Below are 20802 nucleotides of genomic sequence, written 5' to 3'. Positions count from 1 at the left end.
ATTCCGGGGCGCCCGAACGCCGCGTTTCCTGATCGGCGTCAAATTCTGGATTTACGAATAGTAAAACCAATTACGAATAGTGAAATCGACGTAAACCCTAGTCATCGGTCCGGGGATGGGATAACGATATGAGTGAAACGCCAAGCCGAGCGGGGCGCGCGCTGCTAATATCGAGTTGTGAGGCGGCCCCTTTCGGCCGCCATTTTTCCTTCTCACGCTGATGATTCCGCCCACCATCCCCGAGTTGGTCGCCCGTGCCGGGCAACTGCCTTACCTACGGGAACACCTCGCGCTTGCCGACGGCGGCACCGCGTGCGCGAATCTGCCCGAGCGCACGCTCGCAAGCGCCTATGAGCCGATCTACGACGTGACGATGCCCGGCGCGCCGCAGTCGACGTCGTTCGCCGACGCGATCGAGCGCTACGGCGACGAACTCGGTTTCCAGGCCGTCACGCTGGTCACGGGTGCGCCGCACGACCCGGTCGACTCGGCCGTCGACGACCAGACGCTGGTCGCGATCGACCGGCTGTCGCGCGCGCTGCACGCCATCAACTTCTTCGGCGCGCAGCGCCACGGGCTGTTGTTCCTGCGCGTGCACGAGCGGCTGCTCAAGAGCGTGAAGTACGACCACGGCAAGCATTTCTCGTCGGTGCTGCAGCGCTTCGGGCTGCCGACCGAGCGGATCGTGATCGAGCTGCCGGCGGTCGCGGTCGCACACAAGACCTTCCTCGGGTATCTCACGCGCAGCTACCAGCATCACGGCTTCAAGGTGGCGGACAAACTGCCCGACCCGGGCCGGATCCTCGCGGTCGAATCGGAGATGGCGCGGCCCGACTACATCAAGATGGATGCAGGCATTGCGTTGCGCGACGGGATGGTCAAGGCACTCGTCGCCTATGCGCAGCGCGTGCGGATTCCGCTGATTTTCGACGGCGTCGTCGACGAGACGCAGTGCGAACTGCTGCGCCAGCACGACGTGCGGTTCATGCAGGGGCCGGTGTTCGCAAAGGTCGTCACGGCCTGATTACGGGGAGTGGCAGGCGCGCGTGCGTGGAGCAACTGCCGGCTCGCGGCGCCGATCGGGGTGTCGGTGCGCGTCGTGGCTCGCGGCTCGCGGCCGGCCGGTTCGTTGGCTGTTGAGCGTTGGCCATTGAGCGGAAGCGGCGAACGCACGTTGAGCGCGTGTGCGCTCCGATGCCCGCTCGCGGGCGTCGGACGACCGCTCGCTAGTCGCTTCCGCCATCGTCGTATTTCGGCAGATCGTCGTCGATTTCGATGCCCGGGAAACGATCCCCGTACCAGACATGCCACGCCGGACGCAGCCGCGACGGCTCGTCGAGCGTCGCGTAATTGATTTCGACGGTTTTCGGCGCATCGGCCAGCCGGTATTCGAGCTGCGCGCCGCAGCGCCCGCAGAAGCGCCGCTCGCCCCACCCGCTCGACGCATAGACCGTCGGCTCGCCCTGCAGGTATTCGAATGCATCGATCGGCACCGACGCCGATGCAACGACCGCCGCGCCGGTGGTGCGCTGGCAAAGCCGGCAATGGCAGAAGCCGGCGTCGTCCGGAATGCATGCGATCCGGTAGCGGATCGCACCGCATGCGCAACCGCCTTCCATCGTCTCGGTGTGGGACATCGCGAACCTCGTCGTCGGGATGCGGACGAACGATGATGAGCGCGGTTCGCACGCGATTCAACCCGCGCCGGCACCCTCCGCCGTTTTCGCGGCTCGCCGCGGCTCAGGCAGTCGGACCGAGCCGCTGCGCGAGCGCCTTCAGCTTCGGCCCCACCTGCGTGCGGAACACGTTCTCGTCCATCGACGATGCGGGCCCGCTGCAGCTGAGGATGAGCCAGCGCCCTTCGCGCGGTTCGCGAAACGGTACGGCCGCCGCATTCACGTCCATGTGCCAAGCCCGGAACGAATAGCAGCACCCGCCTTCGGAGAACTCCGCCACCGCTTGCTGCGCGGCCGCGACGAGCGCATCGGCGCCGGCCGCGCCGCCGGCCGCCCGGTGCAGATCCGCATAGAGCGCGCGACGCACGTCTTCCGGTTGCACGGCCAGGTACGCGCGGCCCATCGAGCTCGTCAGCATCGACAGCCGCGAACCGGGCGCGAGCCCGAGCGTGAGCGCCGTTTCGCTGCGGATCGTCTCCAGGTAGATCATGTCGAGCCCGTCGCGACAACCCAGCGACACGGCCGCGCCGATTTCGCGAGCGAGCGCCTGCATGTGCGGCCGCGCAAGATCGATCGTCCCCGAGCCGGACAGCAGTGCGTAGCCGAGCGACAGCACGCCGGCGTCGAGCGCATACTTTCCGAGCGTTTCGTCGTAGCGCAGGTAGCCGAGCACGGTCAGCGTATAGGCGAGCCGGTTCACGGTCGCCTTCGGCAGCCCCGTGCGCTCCGCGAAGTCGCGGTTGCCGAGCATCGTCTCGCCGGGCCGGAATGCGCGCAGCAGGTCGAGCCCGCGCGCGAGTGCCACGACGAACTTGCGCTCGTCGATCATGGTTTCGTCGATGGTTGAAAGCGTCATCTGATGCTACACTGGGTTCGATTTGCAAAACATTGTTCCGCACAGCGGAACTATAGTCAAGCAAACTTTAGAGATGGGGCCAGGCGGCGAAGCGCCACCCCGGGACCGACCGCAAAGCACGGGATCGGAGTAAGCGCTGAAACGCCGACTCTGGCCGACCGCGAAGCATGGGGCCAGAGTAAGCGCTAAAGCGCCAACTCTGGCCGACAGGAGATGACACGATGAGTACTGCAACTTTTCATTGGGACGATCCGCTGCTGCTCGACCAGCAACTGACCGAAGAAGAGCGGATGGTGCGCGATGCCGCGCACGCATACGCGCAGGACAAGCTCGCGCCGCGCGTCACCGAGGCGTTCCGCCATGAACGCACCGACGCCGAAATCTTCCGCGAGATGGGCGAAGTCGGCCTGCTCGGCCCGACGATTCCCGAGGAATACGGCGGCCCGGGCCTCAATTACGTGAGCTACGGGTTGATCGCGCGCGAAGTCGAGCGCGTCGACTCCGGCTACCGCTCGATGATGTCCGTGCAGTCGTCGCTCGTGATGGTGCCGATCTTCGAATTCGGCTCGGACGCCCAAAAACAGAAATACCTGCCAAAGCTCGCGACCGGTGAATGGATCGGCTGCTTCGGGCTGACCGAGCCGAACCACGGCTCCGACCCGGGCAGCATGGTCACGCGCGCGAAAAAGGTGCCCGGCGGCTACTCGCTGTCCGGCGCGAAGATGTGGATCACGAACTCGCCGATCGCCGACGTGTTCGTCGTGTGGGCCAAGCTCGAAGAAAACGGCAAGGACGCGATCCGCGGCTTCATTCTCGAGAAGGGCTGGAAGGGCCTGTCGGCGCCCGCGATCCACGGCAAGGTCGGGCTGCGTGCGTCGATCACCGGCGAAATCGTCCTCGACGAAGTGTTCGTGCCCGAAGAAAACCTGATGCCGAACGTGAGCGGCCTGCGCGGCCCGTTCACGTGCCTGAACTCGGCGCGCTACGGGATCGCGTGGGGCGCGCTCGGCGCGGCCGAGTCGTGCTGGCACACCGCGCGCCAGTACGTGCTCGATCGCAAACAGTTCGGCCGGCCGCTCGCCGCGAACCAGCTGATCCAGAAGAAGCTCGCCGACATGCAGACCGAAATCACACTTGGCCTGCAAGGCGTGCTGCGTCTCGGCCGGATGAAGGACGACGGCACCGCGGCCGTCGAGATTACGTCGATCATGAAGCGCAACTCGTGCGGCAAGGCGCTCGACATCGCGCGACTCGCACGCGACATGCTCGGCGGCAACGGCATCTCGGACGAGTTCGGGGTCGCACGTCACCTCGTGAACCTCGAAGTGGTCAACACGTACGAAGGCACGCACGACATCCACGCGCTGATCCTCGGCCGCGCACAGACCGGCATCCAGGCATTCTTCTGATCGATTGTGCGCGTCACGCCGGCACACCACCCCGCCGGCGCCGCCTATGCCGAAAAGACACGGCCCGCCCGGCTTCGCTGCCGGGCGGGCCGTTTTCATCGGCGCTCGCGCGTGTCACGCGCCGCCGATGCGGCGGCGAATGCTTACTTGTTCGGCTGCGGCGTGAGGCGCAGATACGGACGCACTGCGTTGAAGCCCTTCGGGAAACGCTTCTTCAGTTCCTCCGGATCCTGCAGCGACGGCACGATCACGACGTCGTCGCCGTCCTTCCAGTTGCCGGGCGTCGCGACCTTGTAATTGTCGGTCAGTTGCAGCGAATCGATCACGCGCAGCACTTCGTCGAAGTTGCGACCGGTGCTGGCCGGATACGTGATGATGAGCCGCACCTTCTTGTTCGGATCGATCACGAACAGCGAGCGCACCGTCAGCGTTTCGTTCGCGTTCGGGTGGATCATGTCGTACAGTTGCGAAACCTTGCGGTCCGCATCGGCAATGATCGGGAAGCCGACGACCGTCGACTGCGTTTCGTTGATGTCGTTGATCCAGCCCTTGTGCGACTCGACGCCGTCCACCGACAGCGCGATCACCTTCACGTTGCGTTTCTCGAATTCGCCCTTCAGCTTCGCCGTCAGCCCGAGCTCGGTCGTGCACACCGGCGTGTAATCGGCCGGGTGGGAGAACAGAACGCCCCAGCCGTCGCCCAGCCACTCGTGAAACTTGATCGGGCCCAGGCTCGATTCCTGCTCGAAATCCGGTGCGATGTCGCCAAGACGCAGACTCATGATGTTCCCTCCTCGAACGATGCTGGTTGAAACCGCGCGCTGTCGGCGCGGGACAGTCCATCAGCTTACGGGAAGCAATGGGACATGCGAACGATTATTCCGTTTGATATTCATACTTTTTTGTCATTTTTGACCGGTCGTGGAACGGGACGGACAGCGGCAAGGGAAACTTTTCACGTCGTTTGCGGCTCTGTTGATGATTACGAGTCGTTTACCATGTGGGCTGGCACTGCCGTCGTGCGTCTTCCCGGCTCGCCAGCAAGCAGGCGTTTCGCTACGATGTGAACCTGCAGCATGACAGCATGAAGGGAGTTGCAATGTCGGAAATCAACAAGGAGAAACTGATGTCGGATATCAAAACCGTTCTCGCGGACGCCGAAGACCTGCTCAAGCAAGCGGCGAGCAGCACGGGCGACCGTGCGGCCGAGCTGCGCGAGAAAGCCATGTCGCGCCTGAAGCAGGCCAAGGAAAAGGCAACCGACGTTCAGGTTGTGGTGGTCGAAAAAGGCAAGAAGGCCGCACGCGCGACCGACGATTACGTGCACGAGCATCCGTGGACGTCGATCAGCATCGCCGCTGGCGTCGGCGTGCTGGTCGGTCTGCTGATCAACCGCAAGTAACGCGCTCGATGCCGTTCCGCCCCATGCGCCGCCCCGCGGCGGCACATGGGTGCTGGAGCCAGGCCGGTGGTTCGTCACCGGCCGGCTTTGACTTAGCCGCTCACTGCGCGCGCAAGCGCCTCATCCATGACGACAGACACCAACCCGCAGCCGTCCGGCCAGGGGCCGCTGCGCCGCCTCGTCGGCTCCGCGATCGGCCTTCTGCAAACACGTCTCGAACTGGTGGGCATCGAGCTCGCCGAGGAAAAGGAGCGCCTGATGGGCGTACTGTTCCTCGGGCTGGCGGCCATGATGCTCGCAACGATGGCGCTCATCAGCCTCACGGTGCTCATCGCGATCGCGTTCTGGGACACCTATCGCTGGCAGTCGCTTGCCGCGATCACCGCGGTGTACGCCGTCGGCGGCATCGCCTGTGCGCTGAAGGCGCGCTCCGGCCTGCGCGATGCGCCGACCGTGTTCGAGGCGACGCTGCACGAACTCGAGAAAGACCGCGACATGTTCCGCGGCAAGCCGTGAACGCACCCGCGTTCGTCCCTCTCACCTACTTCGCCGACGCGCCATGAGCCAGAACGTTACGGGCAATTCACCCCGCTCCCATTCGTCGCGATCGAACTGGAGCGCATCGCAGCATCGCGCGCTGCGCAAGGAGTTGCTGATCCTGCGCTCCGAGGTCGAGCGGCTCGAGCTTGCCGAAGCCGCCGCCGAAATGCGCCACGCCGTCACGCGCTTCAGCTGGCTCAAGGTATTCGTGCCCGGCCTGTCGACCAACAAGTTCAGCCAGTCCGCCAAGAACCTGAACGCGAGCCTGGGCCAACTCGTCAACCAGTATCCGATGCTGAGTTCGCTCGCATCGCTCGTGCTCGCGAAACCCGTGCGCTCGCTGCTGCGCGCGAGCGCCGGCCCCGCGTTGAAGTGGGGTACCGTCGGCTTCGCCGCATGGGAGGTCTACCGGATCTGGAAGCAGTCGCGCGACGAGCGCGGAAGCGCCGTGAACGACGACTGACACGCGACGACAGGCGCACATGCGCATGTGCCGTCGCGCGTCTGCGGTGCGCGTTCAGCGTACGCCCCAGCATGCCCCATCCTGTCCGTCGGCACTGCCGTCATTCGATCCTGCATTCCCTTTCGCCCCGTCCGAGCGCAGCGTGAATGCGCCGCATCGGTCGTCGCGCATCGGGCCGGTGTCGAGCGGGCTCGCGACGAGTTCGTAGACCACCGAAGCATCGTCGTCGCCCGGACGGCGGAGTGTCACACGATAGACCGGATGCCCGTCCGGCGGCGCGTGTGCCAGTGCATCCGGCAACGCCTGCGGAGGCATGCCATCGAGCGTCTCGAGATATTGAGCCGCTCGATACAGCGCAGCAACCGCGGATGCGCGATGCACGCGCGCGACGTGCTCGCGATACGACGGGATACCCCATCCGGCCAGCACGGCGACGATCGCCAGCACGATCATCAGTTCGACCAGCGTGAATGCCGCCGGTGGCCGCATGAACGTGCACCCTTTCATTGATGCATCGCCGCGACGCGACGCCAGCGCGCGGCAACGATACGGCCGTCACGCAGCGCGACCTGGCTTTGCAGCCAGACCACGCTCCATGCATGGCCGCCGACGCCACGCGCGGTGACGAGGAATGCGCGACTCCCCGTCGGGCCTGCTCCACGCCATGCCTCGATCAGGCATCGTGGCGGCTGTGCGGCCATCGGCCACGAAGCGAACGGTGCGAACGCGTCGGCGACGCCGAGCGCTGGCGCGCGCCGCCACGCGTCCGGCTCGGTGTGCGATGCGGCTTCGTCGAGGTACGGCGCGGCACCGCGGAGCAATCGCGCGGTGCAGGCAGTCAACGCCGCATCGGCAGCGTGGAAGGCGATCAGCCGATCCGACAACGCACGCGCGCGGCGCGACTCCGTCAGCGCGGATTCGAACCAGGTACCGGTCAGCGCCGCGACCGCCGCACCGACCGCGATCACGGCGGGTAATGCGAGGCCGGCATCGCGGCGCCGGGCCCGGTTTGCCGATCGACAGCGTGTAAGCCATTCGCCTCGGCTCATGCAGGTGCCGTCCATCACGCATTGCGTGCCGCCAGCCGCCATTGTGCTTTCGCGGACATGCCCTGCCGTGCGTCGCATCGCCGGTTCGTTCACGTACTTGTTTGCACGGATCATCGGAACGTCTCGTAGGCTCGCGTTGCGTCACGGTCGCGCTCGGCCGTCGCGAACGCGGCATTTCGCAACGCGACGATCCGATGTAGCACGAGACGCGCGCGACCGTCCTGCGCAGCGACCGTGCGACCGTCGCAATCGACATGGCTCATCGATTCGCGCATCGGTTCGCCGCGTGCCCGCACGCACACATGCACGGCGACGACTTCGTGCCAGCCTCCGGCTGGCATCGTATCGGCGTTCACGAACTGCGCGTCTGCGTGACGCAGGTAGCGCAGGCGCAACTGATCGATCCCGGCCACGACGGGTTGCGGCGTGCCCGGGCGCCCGTTCCCTTCGCAGTACAGCTCCGGCTCGCCCGTCGACGCACTCACGTGCGCGTCGAAACGGTTTTCCACGAGCGGCCGCTCACCGGCCGTGCCGACACCCTGCCCGAGACAATCCGATACCTGGGCGCCGATCGTCGGCCACGTCGACACGGTGTCGCCGACATACCGGATCAGCATCGCGTCCGACGATGCACGCACGGCCTCGCACCGTACCTGCGCGCCATCGCCTCGCACACGCGCCGCCGAACAACCGAATACCGGCGGCAACGATGGCGCCGCTTCGACATCGAGCGGGCGAAAGCCGGCCATATGGAGCTGCTGGCCGATCAACGTCAGCGCGGTCGCCGCGGCATCGCGCATCCGGAAGCCGTCCTCGGCCCGCCGCTGTGCGACGCGCTGTGTGTGATACAACGCGCCGGCTGCGGCAAGCACGAGCAGACCGACGGTCATCGCGACCAGCACTTCGAGCAACGTATGCGCGCGGATGCGGCGATCAGCGTTCATCGGCGTCGCCCCCCCGAAACGGAATCCGCACGCACGACGGCGGCTTTGTCGCTACCCCCTCCGCTTCGCATCGCGTCGACGCCGCCGCGTCGGCGTCGCGCCAGCCGACGATCGCGTACCGTACGTCGCCCGTGCCGCGATCGAGCGTCATCGTGCCGCCCGGCAACGATGCGGCCACGAGCGCCCCGACACCATCGTCGGCCGTTGCTGCGACGTACAGGCGCTCGATCCGTGCATCGGCGAGCCACAGCGCGCGCTCACGCCAGATCGTCGCCCGCTGCGCACGCGCCATCGCGAGCTGGCTGCCGGCCACCGCCAGCATCACGACCGCGAGCAGCGCAACGGCCAGCACCGCTTCGAGCAGCGACGTGCCGCGCGCCGATTTGCGCACGCGCTTCATGCCACACCTCATGCCGCGCTGCACCGGCCGGCGACGACGCGCGCGCGACCGCCCGCCGCTATCCTGATACACCGCGACACGCGTGCCGCGTCGTCTCCCGGCGACTCACGCTGCGGACGCAATTCAAAACGACGAATTCCGCCGATCACCTGACCGGCAGGCGGTGCAAACGCGAGATCGTGTGCGGCGCCCGCGACGGCGATATCCGCATCATGCGGATATCGCCGCAGCACGCGCGACTGCCCGTCGAACTGCCCGCTGACGATCCACGCGCACGACCATTCCGCAGGGCCGCAACGCTCGCCCGAACGCATGCAGGCACCGTCGCGCCCGGCCCTGCACAGCGTGACGCGCACGCCGAGACGCGTCGCCTCGGTGCGCGCGAACGACAGCGCACCAAGCAGTGCGCGAGCACGCGCATCGACACGCTCACGCATGCGCCACTGATCGAAAGCAGGAGCCGCGTAGAGCCCCGTCCCGACCACGAGCGCGATCGAAACCATCAGCTCGACGAGCGTGAACCCGCCGCAGCGTCGCCTGCCTCTCCCAACAACTCCCTGCCGGTGCGGTCCCATCGCCATCGCCCTCCGCCAACGTGATGCGACGACTGTAGCGACGCGTGCGGACGCACGCCATTTGCCGAACGGCCGACTGGCGACATGCGATCGCGACCGACACAATCGGCGCGAATCGAACCCACGGAGAAGACGATGTACGAACGCAGCGCGTCAGCGCTTACGCGGAGGCTTGGAGGGAGACGCGCGACGGAACTCTTCGATCACGTCGGCAAATTCGGAGACGTCCTCGAACCGGCGATATACCGATGCGAAACGGACATAGGCGATCGTATCGAGGCCGCGCAGCTCGTTCATCACGAGTTCGCCGAGCTTCTCGCTACGCACTTCACGCTCGCCGGTCGCGAGCAGTTGATACTCGATGCGGGCGACCGCCGCGTCGATCGCGTCAGCCGCAACCGGCCGCTTGCGCAGCGCGAGTTGCATGCTGGCGACGATCTTGCGACGGTCGAATTCCGTGCGGCTGCCGTCCTTCTTCACGACGGCGGGCAGGTTCAGTTCGACCCGCTCGTACGTCGTGAAACGCTTGTCGCAAGCCGAGCAGCGACGGCGCCGACGAATCGCGGCGCCATCTTCGGACACGCGCGAGTCGACGACCTGCGTGTCTTCATGCCGGCAGAACGGGCAGCGCATCGTCGATCAGCGATAGACCGGGAAACGCTTGGTCAGCTCGGCCACTTGCGCGCGCACGCGCTCGATCGTCGCTGCATCTTCCGGATTCTCGAGCACGTCGGCGATCAGGTTGCCGACCGTCTCGGCTTCCGCCGGGCCGAAGCCGCGCGTCGTCATCGCCGGCGAGCCCAGACGGATGCCGCTGGTGACGAACGGCTTTTCCGGATCGTTCGGGATCGCGTTCTTGTTCACCGTGATGTGCGCTGCGCCGAGCGCCGCTTCCGCGGCCTTGCCCGTGATGTTCTTCGCGCGCAGGTCCACCAGCATCACGTGGCTTTCGGTGCGGCCCGACACGATCCGCAGGCCGCGCTTGACCAGCGTTTCCGCCAGCACGCGTGCGTTCTCGACCACCTTCTGCTGGTATTCCTTGAATTCCGGCGACAGCGCTTCCTTGAACGCCACGGCCTTCGCCGCGATCACGTGCATCAGCGGGCCGCCTTGAATGCCCGGGAAGATTGCCGAATTGATCTGCTTCTCGTATTCCGACTTCATCAGGATCACGCCGCCGCGCGGGCCGCGCAGGCTCTTGTGCGTGGTGGTCGTCACGAAGTCCGCGTGCGGCACCGGGTTCGGATACACGCCCGCTGCGATCAGACCGGCGTAGTGCGCCATGTCGACCATCAGGTAGGCCCCGACCGACTTCGCGATCTTCGCCAGACGCTCGAAGTCGATCTTCAGCGCGAACGCCGATGCGCCCGCGACGATCAGCTTCGGCTTGTGCTCCTGCGCGAGCTTTTCCGCGGCTTCGTAGTCGATGTCTTCGTTTTCGTTCAGGCCGTAGCTGACGACGTTGAACCACTTGCCCGACATGTTCACCGGCGAGCCGTGCGTCAGGTGACCGCCGTGCGCGAGGCTCATGCCCATGATCGTGTCGCCCGGCTTGAGCATCGCGAAAAACACGCCCTGGTTCGCCTGCGAACCCGAGTTCGGCTGCACGTTCGCGGCTTCCGCGCCGAACAGCTGCTTCACGCGATCGATCGCCAGTTGCTCGACGATGTCCACGTACTCGCAGCCGCCGTAGTAGCGCTTGCCCGGATAACCTTCCGCGTACTTGTTCGTGAGCTGCGAGCCCTGCGCGGCCATCACGGCCGGGCTCGTGTAGTTTTCCGACGCGATCAGCTCGATGTGATCTTCCTGCCGGCGGTTTTCCTGCTCGATCGCTGCAAAGAGTTCGGGATCGACGTTCGCAATGGTGCTTTGGGCTCTGTCAAACATACGGTTTCCGTTAAGTGTGTACAGGTTGACCGGGGCGGCCGAGTACATTGCGCTGCTGGCGGGACCAGCTCGACGTGGCGGAAGAATCCGTATGACGCGAGGCAAGACAGCCACCGGCGATGCACGCAACGGCGCACAACGGCTGCCCAGGCGAACGGCAAAAACGATGCCCCGCGCTTCACGGTGGGATGCTCCACCTTGAACCCGAAGGGTTCTATCGCCAGTCACGCAGGGATGATGAGCGCGTTAGTGTATTGGATGCGTCATGAATAGGCAACCGCGCGGCAGCCACCCCGAAATAATAAGGGCCAGACTCTACGCACCCGTGCGGGAGCGCTTCGCCGCCTTGCCGCGGTGCGGCAATCTCAGTAGGCTTGCGGGATACTATCCGCCACTTTGTTACCGACCAGGAGCAGCAATGATCGTGTTCGTCACAGGCGCGTCCGCCGGCTTCGGCGCCGCCATCGCCCGAGCTTTCGTCAAGGGCGGCCATCGCGTCGTCGCAACCGCGCGCCGCAAGGATCGTCTCGATGCACTCGCGGCAGAACTCGGCAACGCACTGCTGCCGATCGAGCTCGACGTGCGCGACCGCGCGGCCGTCGAAGCCGTGCTGGCAGCCCTTCCCGCCGAATTCGCGGCGCTCGACGTGCTGGTCAACAATGCCGGTCTCGCGCTCGGCGTCGAACCGGCCCAGAAGGCCAGCCTCGACGAGTGGCAGACCATGATCGACACGAACTGCTCGGGCCTCGTGACCGTCACGCACACGCTGCTGCCCGGCATGATCGCCCGCGGTCGCGGTCACATCTTCAATCTCGGCTCGGTTGCCGGCATGTATCCGTATCCGGGCGGGAACGTCTACGGCGCGACCAAGGCTTTCGTCAGACAATTCAGCCTGAACCTGCGCGCCGACCTGATCGGCACGCCGTTGCGCGTAACCGACATCGAGCCGGGCCTCTGTGGCGGCACGGAATTCTCGAACGTCCGCTTCCGCGGCGACGATACGAAAGCGGCAAACGTCTACCAGAACGTCCAGCCGCTCACGGCCGAGGACATCGCCGACACGATCTACTGGATCGCGACGCGCCCCGCGCACGTCAACATCAACACGATCGAGATGATGCCGGTCGCGCAGGCGCCGGCGGGTCTCACGATCCATCGCGGCTGACGCGCCGGATGCGCCGCGGGCCCTGCCAGAGGCGGGCCCGCGGTGTGATACGGCGTACTACATTCCGTTACGAATCGGTTACGAATCCGGTCCCGCCCTTCCGGTAGAATGCGCGCCATGACTCAGCCTACCCGCTCCCCGGATGCGCCCCCCGGCTTTACCTGGCGGGTGCGCGTGTACTACGAGGATACCGATGCAGGCGGCATCGTTTTCTATGCCAACTACCTGAAATTCTTCGAGCGCGCCCGCACCGAATGGCTGCGTGCGTGCGGCATCGACCAGCGTCGGCTCGCCGACGACACCGGCGCGATCTTCATCGTCCGCAGCACGTCGCTCGACTACCGCGCACCGGCGCGACTCGATGACGCACTGGCGATCACGAGCCGGCCCGGACGCATCGGCCGCGCATCGGTGGAATTCACGCAGGAAGCGTGGCGTGGAGACACGCTGCTCGTCGCCGGGCATATCCGCCTCGGCTGCGTCGACCGTACCGGCATCCGGCCCGCGGCGATCCCGCCGGTCGTACTCGACGCGCTGCATCGCGGGCCCGTCATCGACACCGGGCAGACCGTATTGTCAACGAAGCTCGCATGAGCACCGTTTAGACAATGCCCATGAACTTGCCTTCCTGAATCGATACTAAGCAAGGTTCGGCGCCAGGCCTGGCCGGCGCGCCGCGCCGCACGCATACCCGGCGCCCCGAAGGGACGTTACTCAAACCTCTATGAACACTTCTCAAGACCTGTCGATCATTTCCCTCGTCCTCAACGCGAGCGTGCTGGCCCAGGCCGTGATGGGGCTGCTGCTGCTGCTGTCGCTGATGTCGTGGACCTTCATCTTCCGCAAGTGGTTCGCGATCCGCCGTGCACGCGCGCAGACCGAGCGCTTCGAAAAAGACTTCTGGTCGGGCGGCGACCTGCAGGCGCTGTATCAGAGCGCGGCCAACAACCGCCATACGATCGGCGCGCTCGAGCGGATCTTCGAATCGGGGATGCGAGAGTTCCTGAAGGCGAAGGAAAAACGAATCAGCGATCCGGGCCTCGTCCTCGACGGTGCGCGTCGCGCGATGCGCGCGTCGTTCCAGCGTGAAATGGATGTGCTCGAAGCGAACCTCGCGTTCCTCGCGTCGGTCGGCTCGGTCAGCCCGTACATCGGTCTGTTCGGCACGGTGTGGGGGATCATGAACTCGTTCCGCGGCCTCGCGAACGTGCAGCAGGCCACGCTCGCGAACGTCGCGCCGGGCATTGCGGAAGCGCTCGTCGCCACCGCGATCGGCCTGTTCGCCGCGATTCCGGCAGTCGTCGCGTACAACCGCTACGCGCACGACATCGACCGCCTCGCGATCCGCTTCGAGACCTTCATCGAAGAGTTCTCGAACATCCTGCAGCGTCAGGCCCAGTAAGGAGCACGCCATGGCAGGAAGTCCCATTCGATCCAGCATGCGCGGCGGCCGCGGGCGCCGTGCGATGGCCGACATCAACGTCGTGCCGTACATCGACGTGATGCTCGTGCTGCTCGTGATCTTCATGGTCACGGCACCGCTCGTCGCCCCGTCGATCATCAATCTGCCGACCGTCGGCAATGCCGCGCCGCAGGAGCAGACGCCGCCCGTCGTCGTCAACATCAAGGCCGACCGCACGATGAGCGTCAAGTACAAGGGCGACTCGGGCGCGACGCAGGAAGACACGATGACCAAAGACGAGTTCGACAGCTTCATCTCGTCCCGCCAGGCCGACCATCCCGACCAGCCGGTCGTGATCGCGGCCGACAAGACCGTGCAGTACGATGCAGTGATGACCGTGATGTCGGATCTGAAGGCGCGCGGCGTCAAGCGCGTCGGCCTCCTCGTCAAATCGCAATGAACCGGCAGCAATCCACGCGCAGCAACGCCTACCCGCCTCAGCCCCCTCGCGAGCGCGGAACCTGGCGTGCGTTCGCGCTCGCCGCGCTGATGCACGTGCTGCTCGCGCTGTTCCTCTATCACGGCGTGCAGTGGCAGAACAGCACGCCGGCCGGCGCCGAAGCCGAACTGTGGACCGCGGTACCCGACGTCCCCACGCCGCGCCCCGCCGTGCCGCCGCCGCCCGCGAAGTTGGCCCCGCCCGCTCCGCCCGTGCGCGACGAGCAGGCCGACATCGCACTGCAGCAGAAGAAGCGGCAGCAGGAAGCGGCCGCGCGTGAAGCGCTGCTCGAACAGCAGCAGCGCCGCGCGCAGCAACTGAAGCAGCAGGAAGACGAAGCCCGGCGCGCGCAGCTCGCCGCCCAGCAGGCCGCCGCGCTCGCCGCGCAAAAGGCCGCCGAGCGCGAAAAGCAGAAGCAGGCGGACAAGCTGAAGCAACAGCAGCTCGTCGAGCAGCAAAAACTCGAGCAGCAGAAGCTCGAGCAGCAGAAACTTCAACAGCAGAAGCAGGCGCAGCTCGAGGCCCAGCAGGCGGCAAAGGCCAAGGCCGATGCGGCCGCGAAGGCGAAGGCGGAAGCCCAGGCACAGGCCAAAGCCAAGGCGAAGGCCGAAGCAGCTGCCCGCGCGAAGGCCGATGCAGCATCGAAGGCGAAGCTCGACCAGGAACGGAATGCACGCCTTGCGCAGATGCAGGGCATGGCAGGCGCCGGCGAAGGCGGCGGCCAGGGCCTGGCGCACAGCGGCACCGGCACGGGTTCCGGTGGCAATGCCGCGTCGCCCGGCTATCCTGACAAGGTGCGTCGCCGCGTGAAACCGAACATCGTCTGGGGCGGCGAGCGCGCCGGCCTGACGACCGTCGTCGCGATCCGCTGCTCGCCATCGGGTGACGTGCTGAGCGTTTCGATCCGCCGTTCGAGCGGAAATTCGGGGTGGGATCAAGCCGTGGTCAATGCGATCCAGGCATCGGTCCCGTTGCCACCCGATTCTAACGGTCGTACCCCATCAGACATTACGATTACCTTCAAGGCGGCGGAGTGAACGGAAATGCGCTTACACTCCGGGCGTCGCTGTCGGACGGGAACGAATCGGGTATTTTTACTGTCTCTGCGGTTGCGCAGCGATTCAAGTCATACGGGAAGCAAGAAGCATGAGTTTGATGACGAAGCTAGGTTTCAGGGCACTCGTGGCCTCGTGTCTGATTGCCGCGGGCGGCACCGCTAATGCGCAGGTCAACGTGCTGATCACCGGCGTCGGTTCGACCCAGTTCCCCATAGCGACCGCGAACTTCGCGAACGAGGCGGGCCTGTCGCAGCAGGTCACGTCGATCGTCCGCGCCGACCTCGCCCGCAGCGGCAAATTCACCAATATCGACGCGGGCAGCACGCCCGTGCCCGAGACCGCATCGGTCGATCTCGGCGCATGGAAGGCCAAGGGCGCCAACGCGTTCGTTGCCGGCAGCGTGAACCGCGAAGCGAACGGCCAGTACAAGGTGAACTTCATCCTGTACGACACCGTGAAGCAGCAAAGCCTCGGCGGCCTGTCGCTGACGGCCAACGACAGCACGCTGCGCACGGCCGGCCACAAGATCGCCGACTACATCTACCAGAAGCTGCTCGGCGTGCGTGGCGTGTTCGCGACGCGCCTGTCGTACGTGATCAAGACGGGCAACCGCTACCAACTGCAGATCTCGGACTCCGACGGCCAGAACGCGCGCATCGCGCTGTCGAGCACGGAGCCGATCATCTCGCCGGCGTGGTCGCCCAGTGGCACGAAGGTCGCGTACGTTTCGTTCGAGCGCAAGAAGCCGATCGTCTACATCCACGACCTGCCGACCGGCCGCCGCTACATGGTCTCCGACCAGAAGGGCAACAACAGCGCGCCGGCCTGGTCGCCGGACGGCAACACGCTCGCGGTCGCGCTGTCGCTGACGGGCAATACGCAAATCTATACGGTCAACGCGAACGGCGGCGGGCTGCGTCGTCTCACGCAGAGCAGCTCGATCGACACCGAGCCGTTCTACTCGCCTGACGGCCACTGGATCTACTTCACGAGCGATCGCGGCGGTGCGCCGCAGATCTACCGGATGCCCGCGCAAGGCGAAAGCGCCGGCGCCGCGCAACGCGTGACTTTCACCGGCAGCTACAACACCAGCCCGCGCATCAGCCCGGACGGCAAGCTGCTCGCTTACATCTCCCGCACGGGCGGGGGCTTCAAGCTGTACGTTCAGGATCTGCAAACGGGCGCGGCGAACGCCATCACCAATACGAATCGCGACGAATCGCCAAGCTTCGCGGCAAACGGCCAGTACATCCTCTACGCCACCCAGTCGGGCGGGCGCAACGTACTGGCCGCCGTGCCTTCCGACGGCAGCGCGCCGCCGCAGATCCTGTCCGTCCAGGGCGGCTCCGTTCGTGAGCCGTCGTGGGGGCCCTTCATGCAATGACCACAAGGAGAGTAACCATGATGTCGAAAAAAGTTCGTCTGGCCCTGGCCGTGATGATGATCGGCACGCTCGCAGCGTGTAAGTCGGGCGTGAAGCTCGACGACAAGGCCAACAACGCGGGTGCGATGAGCACGCAGCCGAGCGCCGACAACGTCGCACAAGTGAACGTCGATCCGCTGAACGATCCGAACAGCCCGCTCGCGAAGCGCAGCATCTACTTCGACTTCGACAGCTATTCGGTGAAGGACGAGTACCAGCCGCTGCTGCAGCAACACGCTCAGTACCTGAAGAGCCACCCGCAGCGTCACGTGCTGATCCAGGGCAACACCGACGAACGCGGCACGAGCGAGTACAACCTCGCGCTGGGCCAGAAGCGTGCGGAAGCTGTTCGCCGCGCGATGGCACTGCTCGGCGTGAACGACTCGCAGATGGAAGCCGTGAGCCTCGGCAAGGAAAAGCCGCAAGCAACGGGTCACGACGAAGCATCGTGGGCGCAGAACCGTCGCGCCGACCTCGTCTACCAACAGTAAGTAACGGAAGAATCGCCGTATGACGCACCGTGTATCCTGGCTGCGCACTGCCGCAGCATTCTGCGTCGTTGGCGCGGCGTGGTCGGCCGCGCCCGCGCACGCCGGCATGTTCGACGACAACGAGGCGCGCCGCGCCGTGCTCGATCTGCGCACCAAGAGCGACAACCTGGCGAGCCAGTTGTCTGCAGCCCAGCGTACGATCCTCGATCAATCCGGCCGTCTCGACCAGCTGAACCAGCAGGTCGCGACGCTGCGCGGCGAGAACGAGGATCTGACGAACCGGCTGACGACGCTCGAACGGCAGCAGAAGGAGTACTACCAGGATCTCGACACGCGGCTCAAGAAGTTCGAGCCGCAACAGGCGACGATCGATGGCGTCGAGGGCACCGTGCAGCCGGGTGAAACGGATGCGCTCAGCGCGGCGCAACAGCAGTTCCGCAACGGTAACTTCAAGGCGGCGGCTGCGTCGTTCCGCAGCTTCATCGCGAAGTATCCGCAGAGCCCGTACCAGCCGACCGCGCAATACTGGCTCGGCAATGCGCAATACGCGCTGCGCGACTATCGCGGCTCCACGGCAACGTGGCAAGCGATCGTGAGCAAGTATCCGCAGCATCCGCGCGCGGCCGACGCCCTCGTCGCAATCGGCACGAACCAGCTCGAACAAGGCCAGAAGGCGGCCGCGAAGAAGACGTACGAGCAGGTCGTATCGCAGTACGCCGGGTCGAACGCTGCGCAGACGGCGCAGGGCAAGCTCGAAAGCATCAAATAATTATCGCGACGGGTTGTTGACAGCCCAATAACCCGTCGCTATAATCTTTTGCTCTTTGGGTCGCTTGCCCAGTTGCAGAAGCAACGAACCAACAGAACAAGTTTCAAGAACGTGGGGTGGTAACTCAGTTGGTTAGAGTATCTGACTTTTAATCAGAGAGTCGAGGGTTCGAGTCCCTCCCACCCTACCAACTATCTTCGATAGTGCAAAAAGCCTCCCTCGCGGAGGCTTTTTTGCGTCTGTTGCTTTTGAGTCAGGACATCCGTTCCGTGACCGCAATGGGCTCCCTGAAAGAAGCACACCGTACGCGAATCGACGCCACACGCAGGCTGTCAGGGCGACGCTGCTCGCCAGCGCGGCATCATGCGCCCGCAAGCGTCGATCGCCCTGTCCGTCACGGCTGTCGCACGTTGACCTCCTCTGCCTTCTCCGACGTCGCCGCCGCAACCGGCACCTGCCCCGCCGCCGCTGCCGGCGCGTGCAACCGCATGATCCCCTCGTCCCCGACTTCGACGTACAAATCGCCCCGCGGCGTGACGACCATCCCCGCCGGCCGGTTCAACGAACCCGGCAACGTACCGGCACGATTGCCGCGCGAGCCGAGTTGCCCCGCGATTACCGCCGCGTCGCCCGTCGGATCGATCCGCAGCACGGTATGGTTGCCGCTGTCGCTCACGTACACGTTGCCGCTCGCATCGGCCGCAATGCGATCCGGCATGCACCATGTCCAGTCGCAACTGATCAGGTTGTTCGTCAGCCGATCCTTTTCGTCGCGCGACTCCGCTTTCGCGAGCGCACCGTAGTACGCATGTTCCGCGGCCGGCCACGGCCCCGGCAGGAAGTGGATCCGGTGTTCGCCGGTCGCGGGATCGATCTGCCAGATCACATCGCGACTCAGCACGAAGAGCTGTCCTTGCGGGCCGATCGCAAGATCCTCGTAGCTGCCCGGCATCCGGCGGCTCGTGACGAAACGTTCGACCTCTTCACGCGGAATCTTGTACTGCTGTTCATCGCGCGCAACGGTCGTGACCGTTCCCGTCGAGAAATCGAGCCGTCGGATACGGGCGCCGCGCCTGCCGATGTACGGACTGTCGTCGAGCACGTACAACCGGCCGTCATGATCGAAGCGCAGATAGCGTGGCCGCCAGTACGTCGCTTGCGCGAACGGGCCGTCGATCCGCGTCTCGTCGCTGAGCTTGCCGCTCACCGTCTGCACGTTGCCCTGCGGATCGATGCGGCGGATCAGTGCATTGCCGCTGTCCGCCACGTAGAGATTGCCCAACGCATCCAGCGCAAGCCCAGACGGATAACGGAAGCGCGCGCTCGAACGCGGCCCGTCGGCACGCCCTTTCTCGTCCGGTGCGCCGGCCCACAGCTCGCCCTTGCCGTCCGGCGCAATCCGGTAGATCGCGTCGTCGAGCCGGTCGACGTAATAGATCGTGCCATCGGCGGCGACCGCGAAATCGTCATCGACCGATCCCGGCAACGGCACGAACTTCGAGTCGGCCACCAGCGACGCGTCGCTGCGGTTGCTCGTGCCCGCATAGGCGAGCAGCCGTCCGTCCGGCTCCGCCCGCAGCACGACCTCGCCGCTGCCCGTCGTCACCAGCCGACGCCCCGAGCCGTCGATCGCGAGCGACGTCAGATCGCGATCGTCCGAGCGTCCGCGGTGCAACGCCGGCGATGCGACACGCACCGTCGCGGTCGGCTTGCCGTCGGCGCCGAGGGTCACGATCGAACGTGCGCTTGCGGCAATCATCCGCCCGGCGCCGTCGAACGCGAGCGCGATGTAGCCAGGATCGTCCTGCGTATCGCTCGCGTCGGGTTGCTTGTCGGTCCCGGCGGCCGGAGCCGAGCCGATGAACGGCACGGCTCCGGCCAGTGCGGCCACCGGGCCGGGCTCGGGCGGCACGCGCGTCGCCGCCGCCGCTGCCTCGGCCACGGCAGCCGCCGCAGCCGCCGCCGCGCCGCTCGCCGTATCGATGCCGTCCGGTGCACCACCGGTCCTGCACGCGGGCAACGCCACATAGCCGGTCGGCGTCACGTGGCCGAACGTCTTGCCATCGGTCACCCAGATCTCGCCGGTCGGGCTCGCCGCGATCGCGCGAATCCCCGACAGCGCGCAATCGCCGTCGGACTGCGGCGTCCAGGTCACGACCGAACCGTCGGTGCCGACGATTCGCAGATGGTCGGAATACCGCGAGAGCGTCCACAATCGGCCCTGTCCGTCCAGCGCGATCATGTCCGGCTGGTTGAGCTGGCCGACCCCGCGCGGACCGTCGGCATCGCCCGATTTGCCCGGCACGCCGGCGACCGTCGCGACGGTACCGTCCGGCCGGATCGCACGCACCAGCGAATTGCCGGTATCGGCCACATAGACGGTGCCGTCCGGCGCGCGCACGGCATCGCCCGGCTGGTCGAAGCGCGCGGCGGACGACGCACCGTCCTGATACGCGCGCACGCCGCTCCTGCCGGCGAGCGTGGTCACATGGCCCTGCGCATCGATGTGTCGCACGGTCGACGCGTACGTGTCCACCACCAGCACGCCACCGTCGCGGTCCGCATGCAGTCTCAGGCTGCCGGCGAAGCGTGCCGCCGTACCGCTACCGTCGAGATTGCCTTCCGAGCCCGGCGTGCCGGCCACCCATTCGAGCGACGGCCCGCCCGCCGGCGGAAAACTGCCGCACGCACCGAGCAGCACGGTCGCGGCTGCGCACGTTGCGATGCGCATGCCGATACCGTTCGCGTTCCAGATCATCGTGTTCCCCTTCCCCATGCCGTTCCTGCCAGTTGC

The 20802-nt window shown here is 65.9% G+C and carries 24 protein-coding genes, 1 tRNA gene and 1 riboswitch; of the genes, 14 read left to right on the top strand and 11 right to left on the bottom strand.

Annotated elements, in window-relative coordinates:
• Positions 1-220: 220 nt before the first annotated feature.
• Positions 221-1024 (top strand): EAL domain-containing protein, encoded by an 804-nt coding sequence (locus tag J7024_RS09350; RefSeq protein ID WP_124830254.1) that lies wholly within the window; start codon positions 221-223, stop codon positions 1022-1024.
• A 202-nt stretch (positions 1025-1226) separates the two neighbouring features.
• Here J7024_RS09350 and J7024_RS09345 read toward each other — a convergent pair whose 3' ends face one another.
• Positions 1227-1637 (bottom strand): GFA family protein, encoded by a 411-nt coding sequence (locus tag J7024_RS09345; protein ID WP_175751288.1) that lies wholly within the window; start codon positions 1635-1637, stop codon positions 1227-1229.
• Between the two features lie 103 nt (positions 1638-1740).
• Positions 1741-2532, bottom strand: a complete 792-nt coding sequence (locus J7024_RS09340) for an IclR family transcriptional regulator (RefSeq protein WP_175751289.1) — start codon at positions 2530-2532, stop codon at positions 1741-1743.
• Between the two features lie 221 nt (positions 2533-2753).
• Between J7024_RS09340 and J7024_RS09335 the strand changes: the two genes are divergently transcribed.
• Positions 2754-3941, top strand: a complete 1188-nt coding sequence (locus J7024_RS09335) for an acyl-CoA dehydrogenase (protein ID WP_124830257.1) — start codon at positions 2754-2756, stop codon at positions 3939-3941.
• Positions 3942-4084: 143 nt separating this feature from the next.
• Here the strand turns inward: J7024_RS09335 and J7024_RS09330 are convergent, their stop codons facing one another.
• The gene (locus J7024_RS09330; protein ID WP_096504941.1) at positions 4085-4723 is read right to left on the bottom strand and encodes a peroxiredoxin; all 639 of its coding nucleotides are present in this window, start codon (positions 4721-4723) and stop codon (positions 4085-4087) included.
• 317 nt (positions 4724-5040) lie between these two features.
• Here J7024_RS09330 and J7024_RS09325 point away from each other — a divergent pair, with 317 nt between their 5' ends.
• From J7024_RS09325 to J7024_RS09315, 3 genes are all read left to right on the top strand, one after another.
• The gene (locus tag J7024_RS09325) at positions 5041-5343 is read left to right on the top strand and encodes a DUF883 family protein (protein WP_098552685.1); all 303 of its coding nucleotides are present in this window, start codon (positions 5041-5043) and stop codon (positions 5341-5343) included.
• Between the two features lie 126 nt (positions 5344-5469).
• A complete protein-coding gene (locus J7024_RS09320) occupies positions 5470-5859 on the top strand; it encodes a phage holin family protein (RefSeq protein ID WP_124830258.1) in 390 nt (129 codons plus the stop codon).
• Positions 5860-5902: 43 nt separating this feature from the next.
• On the top strand, positions 5903-6346 hold the full coding sequence (locus J7024_RS09315; protein WP_124830259.1) for a DUF3318 domain-containing protein: 444 nt from the start codon (positions 5903-5905) through the stop codon (positions 6344-6346).
• Positions 6347-6400: 54 nt separating this feature from the next.
• Here the strand turns inward: J7024_RS09315 and J7024_RS09310 are convergent, their stop codons facing one another.
• The 7 genes from J7024_RS09310 to glyA all read right to left on the bottom strand — a co-directional run bounded on the left by J7024_RS09310 (position 6401) and on the right by glyA (position 11201).
• The gene (locus tag J7024_RS09310) at positions 6401-6853 is read right to left on the bottom strand and encodes a type IV pilin protein (protein WP_124830260.1); all 453 of its coding nucleotides are present in this window, start codon (positions 6851-6853) and stop codon (positions 6401-6403) included.
• Entirely contained in the window at positions 6850-7311 is a 462-nt protein-coding gene (locus J7024_RS09305; RefSeq protein WP_124830264.1) for a pilus assembly PilX family protein, read from the bottom strand. The genes J7024_RS09310 and J7024_RS09305 overlap by 4 nt, the downstream gene beginning before the upstream one ends.
• 194 nt (positions 7312-7505) lie before the next feature.
• On the bottom strand, positions 7506-8339 hold the full coding sequence (locus J7024_RS09300; RefSeq protein ID WP_234744997.1) for a PilW family protein: 834 nt from the start codon (positions 8337-8339) through the stop codon (positions 7506-7508).
• Entirely contained in the window at positions 8329-8739 is a 411-nt protein-coding gene (locus tag J7024_RS09295; protein ID WP_124830262.1) for a hypothetical protein, read from the bottom strand. Before J7024_RS09295 ends, J7024_RS09300 begins: the two co-directional genes overlap by 11 nt.
• Positions 8740-8747: 8 nt before the next feature.
• A complete protein-coding gene (locus J7024_RS09290) occupies positions 8748-9314 on the bottom strand; it encodes a GspH/FimT family pseudopilin (RefSeq protein ID WP_124830265.1) in 567 nt (188 codons plus the stop codon).
• Between the two features lie 153 nt (positions 9315-9467).
• A complete protein-coding gene (gene nrdR / locus J7024_RS09285) occupies positions 9468-9947 on the bottom strand; it encodes a transcriptional regulator NrdR (protein WP_006760615.1) in 480 nt (159 codons plus the stop codon).
• 6 nt (positions 9948-9953) lie between these two features.
• The gene (gene glyA / locus J7024_RS09280; RefSeq protein WP_199568622.1) at positions 9954-11201 is read right to left on the bottom strand and encodes a serine hydroxymethyltransferase; all 1248 of its coding nucleotides are present in this window, start codon (positions 11199-11201) and stop codon (positions 9954-9956) included.
• Positions 11202-11338: 137 nt separating this feature from the next.
• Positions 11339-11439, bottom strand: a riboswitch (ZMP/ZTP riboswitch).
• 180 nt (positions 11440-11619) lie between these two features.
• On the opposite strand from glyA, the gene J7024_RS09275 reads away from it, so the two are divergent.
• From J7024_RS09275 to J7024_RS09235, 9 genes are all read left to right on the top strand, one after another.
• Positions 11620-12366, top strand: a complete 747-nt coding sequence (locus tag J7024_RS09275; RefSeq protein WP_124830856.1) for an SDR family oxidoreductase — start codon at positions 11620-11622, stop codon at positions 12364-12366.
• A gap of 108 nt (positions 12367-12474) precedes the next feature.
• On the top strand, positions 12475-12960 hold the full coding sequence (ybgC, locus tag J7024_RS09270) for a tol-pal system-associated acyl-CoA thioesterase (RefSeq protein ID WP_124830855.1): 486 nt from the start codon (positions 12475-12477) through the stop codon (positions 12958-12960).
• Positions 12961-13090: 130 nt separating this feature from the next.
• A complete protein-coding gene (gene tolQ, locus J7024_RS09265) occupies positions 13091-13768 on the top strand; it encodes a protein TolQ (RefSeq protein ID WP_021157170.1) in 678 nt (225 codons plus the stop codon).
• A 10-nt stretch (positions 13769-13778) separates the two neighbouring features.
• Positions 13779-14228, top strand: a complete 450-nt coding sequence (gene tolR, locus J7024_RS09260; protein ID WP_124830854.1) for a protein TolR — start codon at positions 13779-13781, stop codon at positions 14226-14228.
• A complete protein-coding gene (gene tolA / locus J7024_RS09255) occupies positions 14225-15304 on the top strand; it encodes a cell envelope integrity protein TolA (RefSeq protein ID WP_124830853.1) in 1080 nt (359 codons plus the stop codon). The genes tolR and tolA overlap by 4 nt, the downstream gene beginning before the upstream one ends.
• Before the next feature lie 109 nt (positions 15305-15413).
• Positions 15414-16709 (top strand): Tol-Pal system beta propeller repeat protein TolB, encoded by a 1296-nt coding sequence (gene tolB, locus J7024_RS09250; protein ID WP_124830852.1) that lies wholly within the window; start codon positions 15414-15416, stop codon positions 16707-16709.
• A 17-nt stretch (positions 16710-16726) separates the two neighbouring features.
• Complete coding sequence (gene pal / locus J7024_RS09245) at positions 16727-17239, top strand: peptidoglycan-associated lipoprotein Pal (RefSeq protein WP_096504964.1); 513 nt, start codon at positions 16727-16729, stop codon at positions 17237-17239.
• A gap of 19 nt (positions 17240-17258) precedes the next feature.
• Positions 17259-18008, top strand: a complete 750-nt coding sequence (gene ybgF, locus J7024_RS09240; protein ID WP_098549643.1) for a tol-pal system protein YbgF — start codon at positions 17259-17261, stop codon at positions 18006-18008.
• Positions 18009-18121: 113 nt separating this feature from the next.
• Positions 18122-18198, top strand: a tRNA-Lys gene (locus J7024_RS09235).
• Between the two features lie 204 nt (positions 18199-18402).
• Here the strand turns inward: J7024_RS09235 and J7024_RS09230 are convergent.
• The gene (locus J7024_RS09230; protein WP_175787808.1) at positions 18403-20784 is read right to left on the bottom strand and encodes a hypothetical protein; all 2382 of its coding nucleotides are present in this window, start codon (positions 20782-20784) and stop codon (positions 18403-18405) included.
• Positions 20785-20802: the final 18 nt, after the last annotated feature.

Source organism: Burkholderia sp. WTPI3 (assembly GCF_021483755.1).
GTDB lineage: Bacteria > Pseudomonadota > Gammaproteobacteria > Burkholderiales > Burkholderiaceae > Burkholderia.
The sequence above is the reverse complement of the archived record's forward strand: the minus strand, read 5'-3'. Positions and strand labels throughout refer to the sequence as shown.